The sequence below is a fragment of the Photorhabdus akhurstii genome (assembly GCF_019090985.1).
In the GTDB taxonomy this organism is placed as follows: domain Bacteria; phylum Pseudomonadota; class Gammaproteobacteria; order Enterobacterales; family Enterobacteriaceae; genus Photorhabdus; species Photorhabdus akhurstii.
This window is the reverse complement of record NZ_CP020335.1, coordinates 2,093,460-2,110,743: the sequence shown is the minus strand read 5'-3', so window position 1 is coordinate 2,110,743 and position 17,284 is coordinate 2,093,460. Positions and strand designations below refer to the sequence as shown.

Below are 17,284 nucleotides of genomic sequence, written 5' to 3'. Positions count from 1 at the left end.
CCCGCATTGGGCGAGGGTTTACGGCGGATTTTGCTAAGATCTGTGCAGTAAGTGAGAATCGTTGCCTATAAAGCGTTCAATGATGATGAAGCCAATTCACTGAATTCGATTATCAAAAAAAATCAGTACCTCTTAATCTCGCAGCCCCTTTTCAATAGTGACATCATCCAATACGCCAACAGTTGTATTAATTTCACCATGAATTTAAATATTGAAAAGCTCAATATTACCCAATTTACCAAGTCTACAATTTATATTTTCAGCAACATAATTAGCTTGATTAGAGATATAATCTATATCACTGTCATTACGAGATTGAATATAAACATTACAGATAAAAAGTGATTATTTACCGCCACCATTTCAATTAAACCCCTCTACTCATAAATTATTTTATTTTTATTCACCTATCTTATTAGCCAATAATCCTACAATGACTCGCATCCATAACATACCACCATTCTATCAATAGCTTATATAAACCGTTTCAGCAGCCACTCCCACCATTAAATAAAAACATTAGATCGTTTTCTCATGTACTTCATATTCCATTCCATCTGAACAATGGTGGATTATTTCTATGATTAAGGAAATGCCCTGAAAATATCAGAGCATTTTTTAAGTCAAACGCATTGCTTACTATTAGCGCCGTAGTATGGTGTAAGAAAATATCATGTTACGAAGATAATCGTTGTCAACTTTATTATCCATGATTTCACCAGTCTCAAGAATCAATCGATGAGTTGGTTCTTTTGAGCAAAGAATCATGAGCCGCATTTTATCTTTTACAAGCCAGCTATCATTGCTCGCAGGACTAAGCCAGTGAGATTTTAGCAAGATATTACCCTGACTATCACAAGGCATTTCATTAAATTTTACCGTCCAGTTAGCATCAATTTCTGTTTCTTTATTAACAGGACCATTCTCACCTTTAATATCAATAGAACCATAAAATAGGAAATCACCATCAACAAGGTGAACTTTACCGGCACTCCATCTTGAATATCCTAACCCAATGTTTTTAGGGATATTTACCAACGTTTGATATTGAATACCTTTAACTGAATACATCATGTTTCAATCCCCTTTGGTATAGTTACTGTGCGAAAATAGAATTTAACTACTCCAGATTTAACCAATAAATGCAATATTATTACTCTATGAATAAATAATTTCATATCCCTTTAAATAATTCATTATTTTTTCTACTCCATGTTTTTCCTGATATTTTAAAAAGAAAATTTTAAAATATCTATATTGTTTCAGATAAAAACCATTTAAATAAATTAATTCTTCATGTAAAAATCAAATTAATCTTTTGTATTAAAAACACAATAATCTATAACGCCTTATTTTTAATTCTAAAAAACAACATGCATTCCAATTGAAAATGAATTATAAAAAGATTATTTGATATTTATCGCATATAAGGATTAATAAAGTAAACAATTATCAAGCATCAATTTGTAATCATTATCGCCAGAAAATCAAGAAAAATTCACATCCATGTGATTTTATATTGTTTCACTGAGCTATTTAAAATATCAGAGTTTATTAAAAATTATTTATTCCTAAGGGATTTTTACTAATTGTTTTGACATTTCGATACATATAACCAATAAGTATATTGTTCATGAAATTCTTTCCTGAGTTGTTTAGGTAGTCTCTTAGTCAATTTTTCTATTTCTACGCAGTAATAGCTTTCAATCTCATTAGCCATTTTTTTGGATTAGATTTAACTAATCGTTCCGTTAACTCTTTAATCTTATCTTCAACCAGCTCGTTACCGTCTCTTCCCTACCGATAAAATGAAAAAGGAGCAAGTTCTAATGGAGTGAAACTTTTAAGTTTCTCTAAATAAGATTCCAAAATAGCGCTACACCTTATACCACTCATAATTCCATGTATAACAACGGGTTGGATAAGGCTATGTGTAGCAGAATTATGAAACGCTATTTAGATCCATTTTCTCTTTTTTTAGTTCCATTTATTCTTTAATCTCAGACTCACAATGTTTACATTTAATAACGATTGGGTTAATTTTTTCAGCACAAAACGGGCAGTTTACGTAATTCTCTTGATTATCCTTTTTTCTGCTACCGAATAAAGTCATTATTAAGCCACCAAATATTATATTAGTAAGCTAATGAGTATATTTTACATCCAATTATATTTACCACACCACCTTTGCGTTATTAATAAATTCAAAAAACTAACCACTCAGAAATAAATATTAACTTTACAGATAAAACTGTTTGTAATATATCTCACCAAATAACTGCGATGATAAAAATATCATTATTAAATTACGACTATCTGAAATAAAGAAGAGGAATTATTGAATAATGGGAAAGTAAGCTGCTATCACTGTGAACAATAAGGGCCAAATGGCCCTATCATTATGCAGCCTTTACAATATAGTTAAATGCGATATTGCGAGGACGATTCTCTGAGGCTACAGGAACAACCCTTGACGCCAGGAATCCAAAGCCATATGGGGTATCCGTGTCAGAGACATTTAATGATTTGAAACTGCCATCTGAAGCTATTCCAAGAACTTGACTAGCATAAATAGCCCCTCTTGTTGCCAAATGATAGTTTGGTGCTATCATGCCGGCGAATGAACCCTCAATATTTCTGATGGCATCCCCCTGAGAAGTTAAAATTCTACGGCCACTATCAACACCTCGTTTATCATCCCAACCTCGAATAAATTCCCCTCTTAAATCGGGCAATTTACCGTCAGGATAAGCTTCTGCTAACTTTGGGTACTGTAATTTATCAAAAGCTGAACCGTTACAAGTAAAATAGCCAGTAGGTGGATGAGGCAATGGCCAAGGAATAGGAGAACCAACAGGAACTTCACTGATTGTTTCAATTCGATTATCTGTATATTCACGTAATGAATTTACTATTTCCTGAGCAAGCTTTTGTGTGACTCCCAATGTATCACTATTACCAATCACATTTGTAAGCTGAACAACACCTTTTTGTGTTAATGAAGCGTTGGGAATGTCTGTTGCAATTTTTTGTTCTAATGCTTGATTTAATTGTGCAGTAAGCTTGGCTATATCCCCATTATCCAAAACCTCAGCGCCAGATCGTTCCGCAATAAAATTAGCCACAACAGATGATATTATTGAGGATTGGCGTAATACCTTATTTAACACATGAGTAGAAACATTCTCTGGTGGAAACCCCGTCTGTAAATTCTGACTTTCTTCATATTTTTCTTGACTCACTACATTAGCATCATCACTAATAGAAAATGCTTTAAAATCATTTTTTTGGTTCATATACCTTCCTTAAATTAAATAATTCTATTTCGCAATCAATATATTTAAATCAATATAAAAACAATCACCTTGCAACTCATGCCAATCAAAGTCTAGTTTAGAAAAATAATAAAGTGTTGTTCTTATTCCTTATAAGGTTAACTAATTTTGTATAATTGATTACAATAAGCAATTCAATATCAAGAAGTTACTAATCTCTCCCTTCTTTCATTTCTTACTACAATTTTTCTATTTCAAGTTATAGGCTGAATCTCTTTCAATATCCTAAATAAAACATCAACAAAACCATTGTATGAACGACCTGTTTATTCAAGCCATCGATTGTTCCGGCTACTGAACATCAGACGCTTGCAGAACGTCAACACGAATAAATTTTTCCATTCGAATAGAGAGGCTTTCACTGTTGCTGTGGAGACGTCTAAATCAACAGAGTGCTGTAGCAATGAGAGTGTTTCATTTGCTTGTTGTAACAATGCTGCTTGCTGTTGTTTTGCATCGTTGATTTGATGAAATTTTAAGAGGTCTTTATCTTGAGGTTTTATTGTTTCAACTTATCGAGCGGAGGAGAGATTCAAATAACAACACTAATATATTGATAAATAACAATTAAATTAATAATAAAAATAAAACTATACATATTACTATACACAAAAAAATCTCATTACTAAATATGACTATCTGAAAGAGAAGAGAGAAATTATCGAACAATGGGAAAGTAAGCTGTTATCGCTATGAACAATAAGGTCCTCACGGCCCTGTTTTCACTTCGGCACTTCCGGCCACTGCACATCAGGCGCTTGATTCACATCTACACGAATCAGCAACACTCTGTACTTTTTCCATGTCAGTAAAGCGGATTTTTCTGCTTCGGTAGCGATATCTAAATCAACAGCATCTTGCAATAATGCAATGGATTCATTCGCGTGTCGTAACAGAGCTACACGCCGCTGCTCCGCTTGTTCAATCTGATTTGCTTCCAGAGCGACATTATCAGTGACCCATTTTGTACCATCCCATTTATCAAAATTGGTAGCCGGTTGCTCGAAGGTCAGAGTTTCAGGTAATTCACCCAGTTCAGTGATTTCCCGTTGAGTACGTGTTAATGTGTCGTAAGTGATTTTTCCGCGATAATCCGGGACGATTTCCCAACGGCTTTTATCTACACTGCGGCAAACAGCTTCGCCGTCAGACTTCGGTAACTCAGGAGCATCAGGATAAGCTCCTGCTGATAGACTAACTCCAAGCATGACGTATTCAATATCTGAAGCAATAAATTCTCGAAAGCACGGACTCAACCAGCTTGGCGGTGATCGGTTTTTCACCTGTCTGGTATCCTGCTTCCATCGCCAGCTTCAGATGCAATTGCACCTGCAATGGAGTCCGGAGTTTCATCGCCAGCAGGTCGACAGCCTCAGTGGTCAGGATATATTCCAGCTTACCCTTACCGGTGCTGGTTTTCAGCAGCCACTGGATGTATTCACGCTGGCTGCCGGTGATCCCGTCCAGCGTAAAAATATCGGTACGATAACCAATGTCCCTGCCTGCCGGTGTATGCGTCAGCCAGTCAACCTTCAGGGACTGCATCATATTCTGGAATACATGGCTTTTGGCCACCGGACCGTTATCGAGATACAGCATTTTCGGGCGGCCCTGGAAAGGAAAACTAGGTCTGACTTTTAGCGCCGTGGCATTAAAGAGAAAGCGCAGCGCTGACTCCGCATCTTCACCGTACACACCGGTATTCCAGGTAAGCGACACCGCTCTGGTCATCCACCACGCTGAACAGCATCAGTGTGGGTTCGCCCCGCGCAGGGTCTACCTAGTCAGGCCGCTCAATATGTTTGAGGTCGGACGGTGACATATCAAACTGCCAATTACTGTTTTCAGCCTGAAATCTTACCGCCGGAGGCTCCCGTGACAGGCGGGGCTGCTCCAGACGCCAGCGGGAAAGCCAGCGATTGACTGTCTGTTTTCGAAGTAAACCTTTGGGACTTCTGATCAATCCCTGAACAATCTCCACACCATGCTCTTCCAGCAACTGTATTGCCCGTCCGGTCGACAGATAGCGGCCAGATTTGTTAGTAGTACGTAATTTCAGTGCGGCAATCAGTTCACAGTAATGTTCCAGTTCGGACGATGGCAGAACCCGGGGCTGACCATGATCGCTAGTGCTACACCAGCTGCTCATAATTTTCCAGAGTCCGGTAGACTGACGCCCGCCCAATCCCGAGCTGGCGGGCAATTGCCGTAGCGCCCATCTTCTCAGTGGTGTACAGGCGATATACCTCAGCAGGATCTATTGAGGGCTTTCTTCCGCGATATACGCCACGGGCTTTCGCCGCTGCCGTTTGCGTGTCTACAGGCTGTTCCGTTGCCCTGAGTGTTACGCCCTGCTGATTAAGGGCATACACGATATCCTGCAGGTCCTTAATGCTGCGAGCCAAGCGATCCACGCGGGTCACCATCAACGTATCGCCGGGGCGCAGGAATTCCAGCAACAGCTGCAACTCACTCCTTCCGGTTCGGCTGCTTCCACTGGCTTTTTCTGAACGAATGATTTCACAACCAGCAGCACGGAGTGTTTGTGTTTGCAGGGTGAGATCCTGGTCGCTGGTTGAAACGCGGGCATAACCGTAAAGAGCCATAACTGAGAACTGTCTCGTTTAACTCTAGATGATAAAAACGTCACACCAGGATGAGACAAAAACAACCCAAATGAGACAGAAAAACTGTCTCACTGAGCTGTGCGTTTTGGGTGTACCTGTAAAATACAATTTAGCCAGTTCACAGGGCTAAGATATTTCAAATGCATCCTCACAGAATTTCTATCTGAGCCGTTACAATCCCCCCCTTATGTGTTTTAATTTCTGAGAGGGAAGATGCACTTCCATTAGTCTCACTATCTTCCTTCAGGAAGACAATATGTATTAACAGGATTATTTTTTCGGAGGAATGTCACTAAAATAATTCAGTGCGCCAGTATCTACAGATCGGGCATCCAGTTTTTGTCAAGCAAGCGTGCCTTATAGAAAGATACTGCTGAAGATGGGGAGAAATTTATTTTATTTTTGCCCGTAATGTCAAAGTCGATGATATCGTCCACTTTTGTTGAAAAAATAAGATGAGTTCCCTCATGAAAATAGTTATCGTCAGTGGTAAACCATGGTGCTGCATGCGCAATAGTTAAAAAATTCTCCTGATCAATAAAACCAGAGACGGCTTTTATTCCACCTTTCTTCAGAATAACTTTTTTTTCTTTCGCGGTTTTTTCGAGTCCCTGAGATATTTTACTGTCAATTTCATAGAATGGCTTGAACTCATCAAGTGTGATTTTTCCGCTAGGAACATTATCTAACTTAGTGGAATCAAATAAAAAGCACCTTTCCCCTGTCGATAAGAAGTACATTCCCGATTTTTCACCATAAACCTGATAAATATCATGAACTCCATCTTCCCAGTCGGCATTCTCGCTGCACTTGTTATAAACTTTACATCTTAAGTAGTAGTCACTTATATCATAGCTGGCCTCTTCAGTTAGTACAGGTTTTTTATCTTTCACCTGATAAGTGTATTTCTTGATAGTTGTGTAGCCACCTGCATAAAGTTTATGAGCATTTTCATCATAACTGAGAGCATGAGCATGAGCTAATTTGTACCACGGGACCTGCTCTTGTGGGATTTCAACATTGTTTCCCCCAGCGGGTAAGATGCCCAGCCATCCATATGAGTCCGCTATCACAACATTTCCATCAGGGAGTGAGTGTGCTGAATGTATGTTTGTTTGATAGCCTGTTATTTCCTTGTGAAATAACACTCTCTTCTCCTTTGAAAGTTCGAATATAATTACACCATTACTTGTCGTGGATAATATTGATTTTTTTCCGTTGTATAAGATGGGTTTTATTTCCGTCATATACTGAACGTTGGGTGATTCCCATACAACATCCTTATCAGTAAGCGTTAACTTTTCTCCACAAATATTGAGTTTATATATTTGTATTTTGTTTTTTTTCCTGTTCCCAACAAGAAGCGACATGTTATCCATATATTCTCCTAACCTCAGGTTTATTTCAGATAAACAATGGTATAAATCATACCATTCAGATTATTGACAAAGTGCTGGTCTTTTTATCCGGCACTTTGTTTTAATTAAGTTCCGTTCACTAAACGGAGTATGTGTGGCGGTTAATTTCATTCCTTTTTTGACAGGTTGACCATCAATGTGGGTTATGCCACGACAAATTGTCCAGATACCACCAGCATCTTGATATACTGATAGCCAATTGCCTTCTTTCTCGTCTAAGAACTGTGACAATATAGCCGTAGCACTCGCCCCGGAGAGCGCAAGACCAATAACGGCAGCACTTAATTTAATCTTGGTCTTTATTATTTCTGCTCTCCCGCTTTAGCTGGAATTCTTTTCGCTTGTAATGCCAATTAATTGAAAAGGTTCCAACAGTACAGATAATGCCGATAATAAGTGCCCAGTCGTTCAATGACAGCGCTCCAAGCATAGCCGTTAGCATCCCCCAACAATAAGCTGACGGACTTGTGTATTTGTCCATGAGTTTCATATTTCCACCCCCGTTGGGGATTAAGACCCCGTTAAACGGGCGTGAAAAGAAAAAGGCCGCGAATAATCGCAGCCTAGAATGAGTTATTCGAAAAAACTGGAGTACTAAATTTGAACTATATAAATCACCGGATTTAGACTATGAGTCGATAGCGTGAGTACTACAAGGTCAAGTTGGGTAATTATATAGGGGTTAAATATTCTTCAAAACTAACCGAAATCTCCACCCTATATCACCCAGCATAAATACCGATGATAAGAACACCCACAAACATAAGCACTAACATATAAAAATTGTTGTGGTGATATCACTGTCCAGCAACTGATAACAAGAGAAAGTGAATACCATATTGACACCATAAAGATCTTCTCTAGCAAAACACGGTAATGCCCTGAGGCTTGCATTTTTTTCAACAACCTATTGCCAGACACGGATGCAAGTATCGATAAGCCTGTGATTAAAAATCCTAATAGTGTTGCAGATACTTGCGCAGCAACGGTTGCGGCTGAACGAATAGTAGCGTCATCAAGACCTATAAACCAACCTTTGTACCACGTAGTAATAGTGAGGGTAAATGCGATAAATATACATATTTTTATATAATATTTCATATCTCCCCTCCACGTTAGCAAAAACCGCCGTAAACCCTTACCCAGTGCGGGCGGGGATATCAGGCGAAAAGCCCAGAGGGCCTTAGGGCTAGCGACTCCGACGTCTCCTGACTGAATGGATATCTGCCGGTAAACCGCGATATCAATGCGGCGCTCAACATCCAGCGCAAGGGCATAACAGAATTACAGGCGGCGGGACTCGTCGTTTCTGCCCACGGAGGCCAGCGCAAATCCGTCATAAAGACGGTGGCGGCCTGAGAAGTGGGAAGCCTCGCCGTTTTTTACGGCGGGGAGCAGTCACTGAGTTATATCAAAGTTCCTTAAAGTAATTCTTGATACTAAAAAGAGAGAAGCAAAAACAATCATAAAAATGCTACTGCCTTGAACACCACAACTGTATACAAATACAGCATCACCTATAGAGCAGACTGAAAAGAAGATTTTACCTATCAATAAGAAAGGCCACGCAATGCGCGACCTGAAAACAATATCGCATTTTAATCGCATTTAAATCGCATTTTATTGACACAATACGATTGAAATCGTATTATCTAATCATCCCAAGCGGATAGGCTCTTTAACAAATGAGGAAACGATGGTTACGGTTCAATGGACGAGGAAGGCACGAAAACAGTTGCTTTCAATCGATACCAGATACCGGAAAGCTATCAATGAGAAGGTTAACCAGCTTGAAACTTTCCCCGCAGTGACGTTGGACATCAAGAAGCTTCATGACCTTGATAACCAATACAGACTACGGGTTGGTGAATACAGGATAATCTTCGAAATCACTGACGGCGAGCCGGTTATCTGCTCGATAATGGCAGTCAAACGGAGAACATCGACAACGTACTAGGCGGGGTAATAACCCGCCATTTCCTCATTATTAAATTCACCGCGACTCTTGGCCACCCGGATGAATACATGAAAATGCAATACATAAATGATGAAGCAGGAAAACCTCAATATGTTGTCCTGCCAGTAGCTGAATACGAAAAACTTCTCAGCACAAAGGAAGATTGGGAGGATGTGCCATACACTCCGTCAAAATATGATGATGTGACCGTGCCTAACGGCGTCGTGTCCATTATGGTTGATCAGGATGTTTCTATTCTGGCAGCCTGGCGCATCTATCGTGGGCTGTCTCAGCATGAGGTAGCTGAAAAACTCAACACAGCTCAATCAACCGTGTCTCAATGGGAGGCTTCGGATCGACCACAGAAGCGCACACGAGAAAAACTGGCTGCATTATACAACTGTACTCCAGAACAACTAATTCCGTAACCCAACGGCCCCGCTCAGGGGCCGTTTACTTTGGCTGAAAGACAAAAAGCCATGCTATGCACAGCCATCTAGTTGTAAACCTTGAGTTTGCTACTGGTAGAAATAAAAAAACCCGCTCATCGGCGGGCCTGAATGTTCGTTAGTGAGCATAGCTACAATTTCCCACTGTTTATAGACAATAAACCAATTGCGGACAAAATGCAAACTGTCTATATGTTTTTTATTGTGTCACTTTACTGAATTCAGATGCTGCTCTACTCTCCTCAATATAGCATTTCGCCACCAGCTTTTCATAGAATGGCTTCCAGTTCCTTCTCCATGTCCTTTCGTTTAAATCGGGCAGGAGAGCCTTAATTGCTGTATATGCCACTGAGGACGGTACGCGGCTATAACCGCGACCAGAACAACGCTCACAGATTTTAATTACTGGCGCGCCCGTCGCTTTCGTCGCTTCATGATCAACGACTTTCCCGGTACCGTTACAACGACAACGGCTGGATACAATCCCTTTGCCATTACAAGGAGAGCAAAGTTCATCTACACGCTCAGTTTCTACCCGTTGCTCTATCACGTCCTTATACCCTGCGTACTTAATCACATCACGCTGAACTGATATCAGCCCGCGTCCATTGCAATGTGTGCATGTGCTGGTTGTAGCGGCTGACCGGGAATATTCCTCAAAAGCCATTTTTGCCAAGATCACCAGGCATTTTCCTAACTGGCGCCCACCCGCTTTGGTAATAAGTTTGGGTACCTGACGTTTGGCATACAAAGTCAGTTGCTCAACGGTCCGTATGGTATCTGCATTGCTGACGCCGTGTTTACCCAAGAACGCCGCCATTCCAAATGCAGCCTTAGATTCGGCCATGCCTAATGCCGCCATCACATCAGTACCGGTGATCCGGTCTGTTGATGTACATTTCGGTGAACTATTGACGACCAGTCCTTTCGGGCTGAAATGTTTTAATGCTGATTCGAGTTTCATTATTCCACCCACTTCTTAAAAGATAGCTCACGTACTTCATCACCGTTAACAAGTACGTCATTGAAATCACCATAATCAGGCCAGCGAATACTGACCGTTTCTACATCGTTTTTGGCAACGAGATTGCCCCTGGCACACTCAAATGCGGCCGCGTGCCCAGTCGCTGAATGCAGGTCCATATCAGCGAAAATAATTAAGTGCTTAACCCCACTCGGTACCCGGAACTTCCCCATGAATCCCGCGTTCATAGTTGGCCAGGTGTTGCAACCGTATATCTGTTTACATGACAAAGCCGTTTCTATGCCTTCAGTGATCCCTAATGTTGATGAAACTGGAAACATGCGGATAGCAACAGAGCCTGTGTGCTTTAAATAATCATCAGACTGTAGGGAATAGGTCTGTTTGGCGAGATCCATATTGGCTTTTTTGTCACCCTCTAATAACGTCCTGTGCAAGTAACAAAGCGCGCCTTTATCGTCCGTAGCCAGAGAATACATGGCCTGAAAAGCTTTCGTTCCCACGGGCTGATGATTGCAATACCTGACCTGCTCGACGGGTAAACAGTTAATCCCCCGGTTGCGCAAATAACTTTCGGCTGACGTTCCGCGCAGGTTCACCAGTGTGGAATACTTCCTAATCACCTTGTCACGAAGTAATGACCGGTCATCTTTATTGACAAAAGATTGAGCGCTTTCAGGCTGACGGAGATACATATTGCCAATAATTTCATCAACTTCTGCTGCCTGCGCTTTAAAATCCTTCTTCTGAGTCAGTGCAAGTAATTTCCAACCGTCACCAATATTACAGACGCAAATAAAGGTTCCGCGACCGCCTTTATCATCACAGCGATATTTTCCTTTCTGACCGCAAATCGGACACTTCCCTTTGTAATGCTTTTTCCCTGTAATGGGTGGCAAGTCGTAATATTCAAAAACTTTCGACCAATTGCCGATCACTGCATCCGTTGTTTTCATCAGTTATCTCCCTGCGTGGCTGAACTGAGTTGTTTTTCCTCCTGGCTTTTTATCCACGAAATCAGTTTCCATTTGATGAAATTGTTCACTTCCGGGGTGATCTCTACCGGATGGTCATTTAAACCATCGCGCCACTCACTGAACTTGCTTTTAAAAGTATGCGCACACCAGCCATCAGAGATAGGCTTGCCTTGGTTAGCTCGCTGGCGCTGGTAATACTTGATTTGGAACCACCAGCTTTGACGCTCTGCCTTGCTATAGACGCGATCCTTGCCGTTAAGCTCTTTCAGCCCTCGAGAACGATCCACTTCCACATCTTCACCACTCAGAGGCTTAAAACCACACTTAGGGCAAACATAAACACCTACCGGCTTCATAAAGTGACAACTGGGGCATTCCTTCGGTAGCTTTTCAGCTTTGTCGCTATCAATGCTGCGGGAGCTGTCTTTCATGCCGTCGCTTTTAGAGGACAATGCGTCATACTCAATATCATCGGGATAGCCGAGTCGGTGAACACTTCCACTGTGATCGAATATCATGCAGGTTTCTTTGCCGGGCGCAGTACGTAATCCGCGGCCAAGACATTGCACCCATCGGATTTCTGACTTGGTAGGCCGGGCATAGATGATGCACCGGACATCACTGTCAAACCCCGCAATCAGCGTACCGACACTAACTAATATTTTTGTTACACCCTGCTCAAACCGATGGATGATGATCTGTCTTTCTTCCGGGGGTGTTTCAGCAATGATGACCTCAGCATTGACACCCGCTTTATTAAATTCTACCGTGATAAAATTGGCGTGGGCCACGTTGACGCAAAAACAAATCGTCGGTCCATCGTTGCCGTTCTCCAGCCAGTTCCTGACGATATCGCCCACCAGCGTTGAATCCCCCATAATCTCGGCTAGCTGGTCCTCTTTGTAATCCTGCCCAAAATCATCACTGGCGGTCAGCTTTACGCCTTTCAGGTCCGGTTTGGTGGGGGCATAAAATTCATAGGTGCTTAGTTCGCCTTTAGCGATAAGCTCTTTCATCGTGGTGGGTTTCAAGAACTGTTGATAGTAGTTTCCCAGAAACGAAGAAACTGTATTCGCCCTTCGTAATATACTTTCCGCTTCAAGATTTCGGTCTTCCTTTATCAGCGTGATAGCGACATCAACAAGTTGGTGAGTACCACATAAGGTTGCGAATAAGTCGGTATTAGTGACATAATCTCTTTGAGATGGAATGTTCATTATTTCATCTCCTTTGCAAGAACCGAATCAAACGTGCTCGCCAAAATATCGCTGTTCGGTTTCTTGCCCCCTTTGATTTTCAGTTCTTTTTTCCACTCATTGATAATCCGCTTACTGTCCTCAGTGTGTTCACACGCAGGCATATCGTTGTATTGACGCTCATAGTTAATTTTGTGGAAATAGGGATTAATGATTACAGGCGCAACGATACCCACCGCGTGTTTGACATCTTCGTCAGTCGGTACACGGTCGAGGTATTTTTTAAAGATTAATTCTCCTGTATCCACCAGGTGGTCAGTGATTTTTTTCAGTTGCTTAACTGCGCGAAAAACCCCCTTCACGCTGTCGTTATTCGCTGACGGCATGGCTTCACCCTCGATCATCTCCCCGTCAATGAACAACGGAATACTGTCGATGAATGCCCCACGACTGAGGAATTTATTCACCTCGGCTGTCGTGATAATCGGATAGGCTTTAACTAACCCGAACAGCGTCACCGCCATTGGCTCGTCATGCCATGAACTTTTGCCTTTTCCGTTTCGGATGGCGGCAATCAATGCGTCCTGATGCTTGAGGCTCAACAGGTCATAATCACCAACTACGATGTAGTGGGTGCTCAGTGCTTCCAGATCCACCGGTTTTGCATGGCTGTTGTGGGGTTTGTGAGGTTTGTGTGTTTTCCGGGCTGGCGCGTTGGCCTTAACCATAGCAGCGGCCTCAGATTCTGACATGCCAGCAGCGACTAATTCAGCAACAGCTCGCGCAGGCTTCCGGCTCACGAGAGCACAATGTTTTTTGATAATCTTTTCTGCTTTTTCGTTTTTGATAATCATTCTCATTTGTCCTAAAAAAATAAGGGGGTACTTATTTAATACTTTTCCGTGCCTGCCACTTTTTTTGGCTTTTTACCCACTTTGATAATCATTCTCATTTGACTATTTTTCTCATGTTTAGCCCTAGTGATCCCCTAACCACCGATCCCACAGCCAGAAGACACAACCTTTTCCGTACTGCCTGATACCACTGCGATCATCCTGCCGCCTCAGATTGGGGCTGGTTCTCTGGCAGTGCTTTAAGCGGCTTCTCGGTATAACCCTGACTCACTCTTGCATATTTCCTGACAAACTCCCTTAACCAGATATTCGCATGACGCCGTGCCGTGTTATCTTTCCGATATGAAATTGGTTCCTCATCCCAAGCCGCTTGATAAACCTCGGCATACTTCACCGTGATTTTTGCCCGTGTAGCCGAATCAAGACTCAGTAACATCTCCTGTATTCACTTGCCGTCATCAAGAAAATATTGAGATGGCATTGATACTTGAGCGTAGGAATTAGGGAACATGGTTAATAATTTCCAGGTGGTGGGAATACCTTTGGCAGATCTGGGCGTAATTCGTGAGGCTGAACTTCGCCTTTTGTAAGGTCCACAATGTCAGGAACAGATGAGACAGAAACACGCTTCTTCCCATGCAACCAAGCGCTAACTAATGACTGTCTACACCCTAATGCATTGGCAAGTATCGTTTGATTACCCACAATTTTTATAGCCTTTTCTACCGCAAGATTTTTCATACTCCATCCTCTCGTTAACTCCATAGTGATATTAATATCACCAAAAAGATAAATCAATCACTATAGTGTTTTTGCAAAGATATCACTTTAGAGATAGAATTAACAAAACTTATTGAAGAGGTGGGTATGACATTCGCGAAAAGACTAAAAGAGGCAATGAGAAAGAAAGACTTCACACAGTCTTCTCTTGCCAAAGAAGTAGACATGGCTCAGTCCATGATATGGAAGTTAACCACAGGAAAAGCGCAAAGCACTACTAAAGTTGTTGAGTTGGCTAGAGTTCTCGGTGTACGCCCAGAATGGCTTAGTGATGGCAGTGGTCCCATGCACCCAGATAACTCACCCACCTCAGTTGTGGTAAAGTGCACTAAATCGTTTCCTGTAAAAATCTATGATGCCGATAGTGATACAGGGGATACAATTATGATTCCGGGATTCTTTGAATCATCTGACGCGTACAGAGCGTATAGAATCACCCAAAATACTGGCTGCGCAGAAGCTCCAGAAGGTTCTTTAGTTGTAATCGATAGATCAGAAAAAGCAGCTAACAATGATTTGGTATATGCGCGCATAGGAGAAAACTACTCTGTATATCGTTTTGTACAAGGTGGTGCTTTCGGCTTTCTATCGGTTGATGACGCTAGGGTACCATTAACTCCTATCAGTCCTGATGTTGAATTAGTGGGTGTTATTGTATACCTGTTCCGCGATATGAAACGAAGACGATAATAACCCCGTTCAATTTCGATTGTTGTAGCATAAATCCCTGGGTGCGTTCGCAATAGGTCTGGCATTCCTTCCCCTTAAGATACTGTTTAGACGCACAGTATCTTGATTTTTAACTAAATCATTACAATTATCAAGATAAAAAAACATTTTTTGTTTTTTTAAAAATTCCTTTTATTTCAATGTTATAAAATAAAAAATAACTTTTTATTACTATAGGTCTAGAATAACTAGAACTATAGTGATAGATTAAATACCACCAAGGTGATAGATTTAATCACCAGAAGAAACAGAAGTAGTTGAATGAGCAGGAACGACAATAAACACACCGAGGTATGATTATTATGTTCAAGAAGACTTTTATTTTTTCAGCAATAAAACGCTACAACATGGAGGTAGATCATGCGTAAACCAATTACTTTAGACGATGCAAAATACCGCTCAGGTTTGGCTTGTTCACTTTATGAAGTCATTACGAGTATGGCTGACAAAGAAAAATGTTCAGGCGAGTTGTGCGAACTAATTGCTCTTGTGTGTGATATTAACTATGAAGTCAATTGCTCCCTTGAATCCGCACTGGGAACAGACAAGCTTAATTTGGACTGAACTGATTTAAAGACGGCTCTGGCACCGATACCAATCAAATACCAGAGCCTGAACAGAATAAACACTTTGAGGCATGATTACTATGTTCAAAACAGATAATACCACAAAGACTTTTATTTTTGCAGTCACAAAACACGCAGATACTGAACAGCTCATTGTTAAAGTTAAATATGTGGCTGAAAGTTATCAGCAAGCCAAATATGCGTTATCTGAAATGCTATCAGGGTATTTCATTGTCTGGATGGGGCAAGTAAATGAGGTGAAGCATGCTTAATACAATATTATCTTCACCACAGACTACCAATATAACTCCAGCTAAAATTATCTGGGAAAGCTACATTGCACTCCATGATCAATTTGTAGCCGTGGTTAATAGCCAGCCAAATCTTGCTGATAATGATAATTTCTTTAATGAATTAGTTAAGCTTAAAAATATTTACGATAAATTTGATGCCTCATCGAAAAACAAAGGCAGACCGGACTGTCTTTTGCTCTTAGAAGTAATTAAACAGCTTGCCAGTTTAATTGACATTGCGAATATAGATGTAATAAATGAATCAACAAAAAAAGAGGATATTATGTTTGATTTAGAGACCTCTTTCTCAGGCGTGGAGATAAAAACAAAACAGATAGAAGTACTTCTCCAAATATGGCAAGAATCATATGGAAAAGAATGTGATGAATCTTATGCCATCGGTGCGTTACAAGATCTGGTTTTTGGGCTACTAAAAGAAACAGAAACGATGGAGACGCAGATAAAAACGATTAAAGGTCAAAAGAAACCTAAAATAGAAAATAATGAAATCAATATCAGTAAAATAAAACTTAAAGATTTATTAGATAAATCTGAACATCTTGAGGCATTAATGATACCTGTTAGTAAAGCTGTTACTGATGAGGCCAATACAGACACCGCAACATTAACAAATCTCGCTTCTAGTCTGGCAAGCGATATTGCACAAGAAATAAGAATACTGGAAGGAGCTTAAATGATGAAACTAGAAAAAATCGATTATTCCCGCTTTGATGACGATGATGGCGGTATTGATGATGCATTCAGCATACATACATTACCTGTCTATGTTGTTAGTCGTCATGGCCGTTCTTACAAGCGTCGGAGTCGTAGTAGTGCCATTAATAAGCTAGCGAATATTATGACGCAAAAAGTATTTAAACGGGCCGGACGCGAAACCAATTACCCAGCCCAGCCAATAATTGGTGAAAACAATGTAGTGAATTGGACAATAGGAGAATTACTACCTGAGTATATCTCATGTCAAAAGAGAGCGGTACGGCGAATAAGATTACTGCTTAAGCGTCGAAAAGAAATAGATGCACTACGCAAAAAATATATTAACGCTTTCTGTGAATATGAGCGATTAAGAAAAGAATTTATTAATGCTACCAAGTAGCTAA

Annotated in this window: 22 protein-coding genes and 3 pseudogenes; 8 read left to right on the top strand and 17 right to left on the bottom strand. The window is 41.0% G+C overall.

Annotation, left to right across the window (positions count from 1 at the left end; all coding sequences use genetic code 11):
* Positions 1-642: 642 nt before the first annotated feature.
* From B0X70_RS09205 to B0X70_RS09160, 11 genes and pseudogenes are all read right to left on the bottom strand, one after another.
* On the bottom strand, positions 643-1,074 hold the full coding sequence (locus B0X70_RS09205; protein WP_217471352.1) for a hypothetical protein: 432 nt from the start codon (positions 1,072-1,074) through the stop codon (positions 643-645).
* Between the two features lie 1,325 nt (positions 1,075-2,399).
* Positions 2,400-3,296: a phage tail protein gene (locus B0X70_RS09200; protein ID WP_217471351.1), complete on the bottom strand. Its 897-nt coding sequence runs from the start codon at positions 3,294-3,296 to the stop codon at positions 2,400-2,402.
* A 305-nt stretch (positions 3,297-3,601) separates the two neighbouring features.
* Complete coding sequence (locus B0X70_RS09195) at positions 3,602-3,838, bottom strand: tail fiber assembly protein (RefSeq protein ID WP_415186272.1); 237 nt, start codon at positions 3,836-3,838, stop codon at positions 3,602-3,604.
* Between the two features lie 219 nt (positions 3,839-4,057).
* Positions 4,058-4,618 carry a tail fiber assembly protein gene (locus B0X70_RS09190; protein WP_246593479.1) on the bottom strand — a complete coding sequence of 187 codons (561 nt, stop codon included), beginning with the start codon at positions 4,616-4,618 and terminating at the stop codon, positions 4,058-4,060.
* Positions 4,572-4,844, bottom strand: a pseudogene (locus B0X70_RS25100) (ExeA family protein); the annotation flags it as partial. The pseudogene B0X70_RS25100 and the gene B0X70_RS09190, both read right to left, overlap by 47 nt.
* A 271-nt stretch (positions 4,845-5,115) precedes the next feature.
* Complete coding sequence (locus B0X70_RS25095) at positions 5,116-5,484, bottom strand: AsmA family protein (RefSeq protein WP_246593478.1); 369 nt, start codon at positions 5,482-5,484, stop codon at positions 5,116-5,118.
* The gene (locus tag B0X70_RS09175) at positions 5,468-5,941 is read right to left on the bottom strand and encodes a recombinase family protein (RefSeq protein ID WP_217471350.1); all 474 of its coding nucleotides are present in this window, start codon (positions 5,939-5,941) and stop codon (positions 5,468-5,470) included. The genes B0X70_RS25095 and B0X70_RS09175 overlap by 17 nt, the downstream gene beginning before the upstream one ends.
* A 338-nt stretch (positions 5,942-6,279) precedes the next feature.
* A complete protein-coding gene (locus B0X70_RS09170) occupies positions 6,280-7,341 on the bottom strand; it encodes a DUF6528 family protein (RefSeq protein WP_110090328.1) in 1,062 nt (353 codons plus the stop codon).
* 135 nt (positions 7,342-7,476) lie between these two features.
* Positions 7,477-7,686: pseudogene (locus tag B0X70_RS25090) on the bottom strand (glycoside hydrolase family protein); the annotation flags it as partial.
* The gene (locus B0X70_RS09165; protein ID WP_036807224.1) at positions 7,667-7,870 is read right to left on the bottom strand and encodes a phage holin family protein; all 204 of its coding nucleotides are present in this window, start codon (positions 7,868-7,870) and stop codon (positions 7,667-7,669) included. The gene B0X70_RS09165 and the pseudogene B0X70_RS25090, both read right to left, overlap by 20 nt.
* Before the next feature lie 227 nt (positions 7,871-8,097).
* Positions 8,098-8,481 carry a hypothetical protein gene (locus tag B0X70_RS09160; protein ID WP_214066654.1) on the bottom strand — a complete coding sequence of 128 codons (384 nt, stop codon included), beginning with the start codon at positions 8,479-8,481 and terminating at the stop codon, positions 8,098-8,100.
* A 132-nt stretch (positions 8,482-8,613) separates the two neighbouring features.
* Here B0X70_RS09160 and B0X70_RS09155 point away from each other — a divergent pair.
* The 3 genes and pseudogenes from B0X70_RS09155 to B0X70_RS09145 form a co-directional block, all read left to right on the top strand.
* A pseudogene (locus B0X70_RS09155) lies at positions 8,614-8,739 on the top strand (RNA-guided endonuclease TnpB family protein); the annotation flags it as partial.
* A gap of 337 nt (positions 8,740-9,076) precedes the next feature.
* On the top strand, positions 9,077-9,337 hold the full coding sequence (locus tag B0X70_RS09150) for a type II toxin-antitoxin system RelE family toxin (RefSeq protein WP_036807218.1): 261 nt from the start codon (positions 9,077-9,079) through the stop codon (positions 9,335-9,337).
* 68 nt (positions 9,338-9,405) lie between these two features.
* Positions 9,406-9,765 carry a helix-turn-helix domain-containing protein gene (locus B0X70_RS09145; protein WP_046396441.1) on the top strand — a complete coding sequence of 120 codons (360 nt, stop codon included), beginning with the start codon at positions 9,406-9,408 and terminating at the stop codon, positions 9,763-9,765.
* A 220-nt stretch (positions 9,766-9,985) separates the two neighbouring features.
* Here the strand turns inward: B0X70_RS09145 and B0X70_RS09140 are convergent, their stop codons facing one another.
* The 6 genes from B0X70_RS09140 to B0X70_RS09115 form a co-directional block, all read right to left on the bottom strand.
* Positions 9,986-10,750, bottom strand: a complete 765-nt coding sequence (locus tag B0X70_RS09140; RefSeq protein WP_217471349.1) for an antitermination protein Q — start codon at positions 10,748-10,750, stop codon at positions 9,986-9,988.
* A complete protein-coding gene (locus tag B0X70_RS09135; protein WP_105397266.1) occupies positions 10,750-11,724 on the bottom strand; it encodes a DUF7146 domain-containing protein in 975 nt (324 codons plus the stop codon). The genes B0X70_RS09140 and B0X70_RS09135 overlap by 1 nt, the downstream gene beginning before the upstream one ends.
* Positions 11,724-12,962 carry a DEAD/DEAH box helicase gene (locus tag B0X70_RS09130; protein WP_217471348.1) on the bottom strand — a complete coding sequence of 413 codons (1,239 nt, stop codon included), beginning with the start codon at positions 12,960-12,962 and terminating at the stop codon, positions 11,724-11,726. The genes B0X70_RS09135 and B0X70_RS09130 overlap by 1 nt, the downstream gene beginning before the upstream one ends.
* On the bottom strand, positions 12,962-13,741 hold the full coding sequence (locus B0X70_RS09125) for a hypothetical protein (protein ID WP_246593477.1): 780 nt from the start codon (positions 13,739-13,741) through the stop codon (positions 12,962-12,964). The genes B0X70_RS09130 and B0X70_RS09125 overlap by 1 nt, the downstream gene beginning before the upstream one ends.
* A 250-nt stretch (positions 13,742-13,991) precedes the next feature.
* Positions 13,992-14,231 carry a hypothetical protein gene (locus tag B0X70_RS09120; protein ID WP_246593476.1) on the bottom strand — a complete coding sequence of 80 codons (240 nt, stop codon included), beginning with the start codon at positions 14,229-14,231 and terminating at the stop codon, positions 13,992-13,994.
* Positions 14,232-14,308: 77 nt separating this feature from the next.
* Complete coding sequence (locus tag B0X70_RS09115; protein ID WP_036807203.1) at positions 14,309-14,536, bottom strand: helix-turn-helix domain-containing protein; 228 nt, start codon at positions 14,534-14,536, stop codon at positions 14,309-14,311.
* A gap of 126 nt (positions 14,537-14,662) precedes the next feature.
* On the opposite strand from B0X70_RS09115, the gene B0X70_RS09110 reads away from it, so the two are divergent.
* The 5 genes from B0X70_RS09110 (at position 14,663) to B0X70_RS09090 (ending at position 17,280) form a co-directional block, all read left to right on the top strand.
* A complete protein-coding gene (locus B0X70_RS09110) occupies positions 14,663-15,265 on the top strand; it encodes a helix-turn-helix domain-containing protein (RefSeq protein ID WP_036807200.1) in 603 nt (200 codons plus the stop codon).
* 399 nt (positions 15,266-15,664) lie between these two features.
* A complete protein-coding gene (locus B0X70_RS09105; RefSeq protein ID WP_036807197.1) occupies positions 15,665-15,868 on the top strand; it encodes a hypothetical protein in 204 nt (67 codons plus the stop codon).
* 82 nt (positions 15,869-15,950) lie between these two features.
* A complete protein-coding gene (locus B0X70_RS09100) occupies positions 15,951-16,142 on the top strand; it encodes a hypothetical protein (RefSeq protein ID WP_036807194.1) in 192 nt (63 codons plus the stop codon).
* On the top strand, positions 16,135-16,857 hold the full coding sequence (locus tag B0X70_RS09095; protein WP_040150849.1) for a hypothetical protein: 723 nt from the start codon (positions 16,135-16,137) through the stop codon (positions 16,855-16,857). Before B0X70_RS09100 ends, B0X70_RS09095 begins: the two co-directional genes overlap by 8 nt.
* Positions 16,858-17,280 (top strand): hypothetical protein, encoded by a 423-nt coding sequence (locus tag B0X70_RS09090; protein ID WP_052105719.1) that lies wholly within the window; start codon positions 16,858-16,860, stop codon positions 17,278-17,280. It abuts the gene before it with no gap.
* Positions 17,281-17,284: the final 4 nt, after the last annotated feature.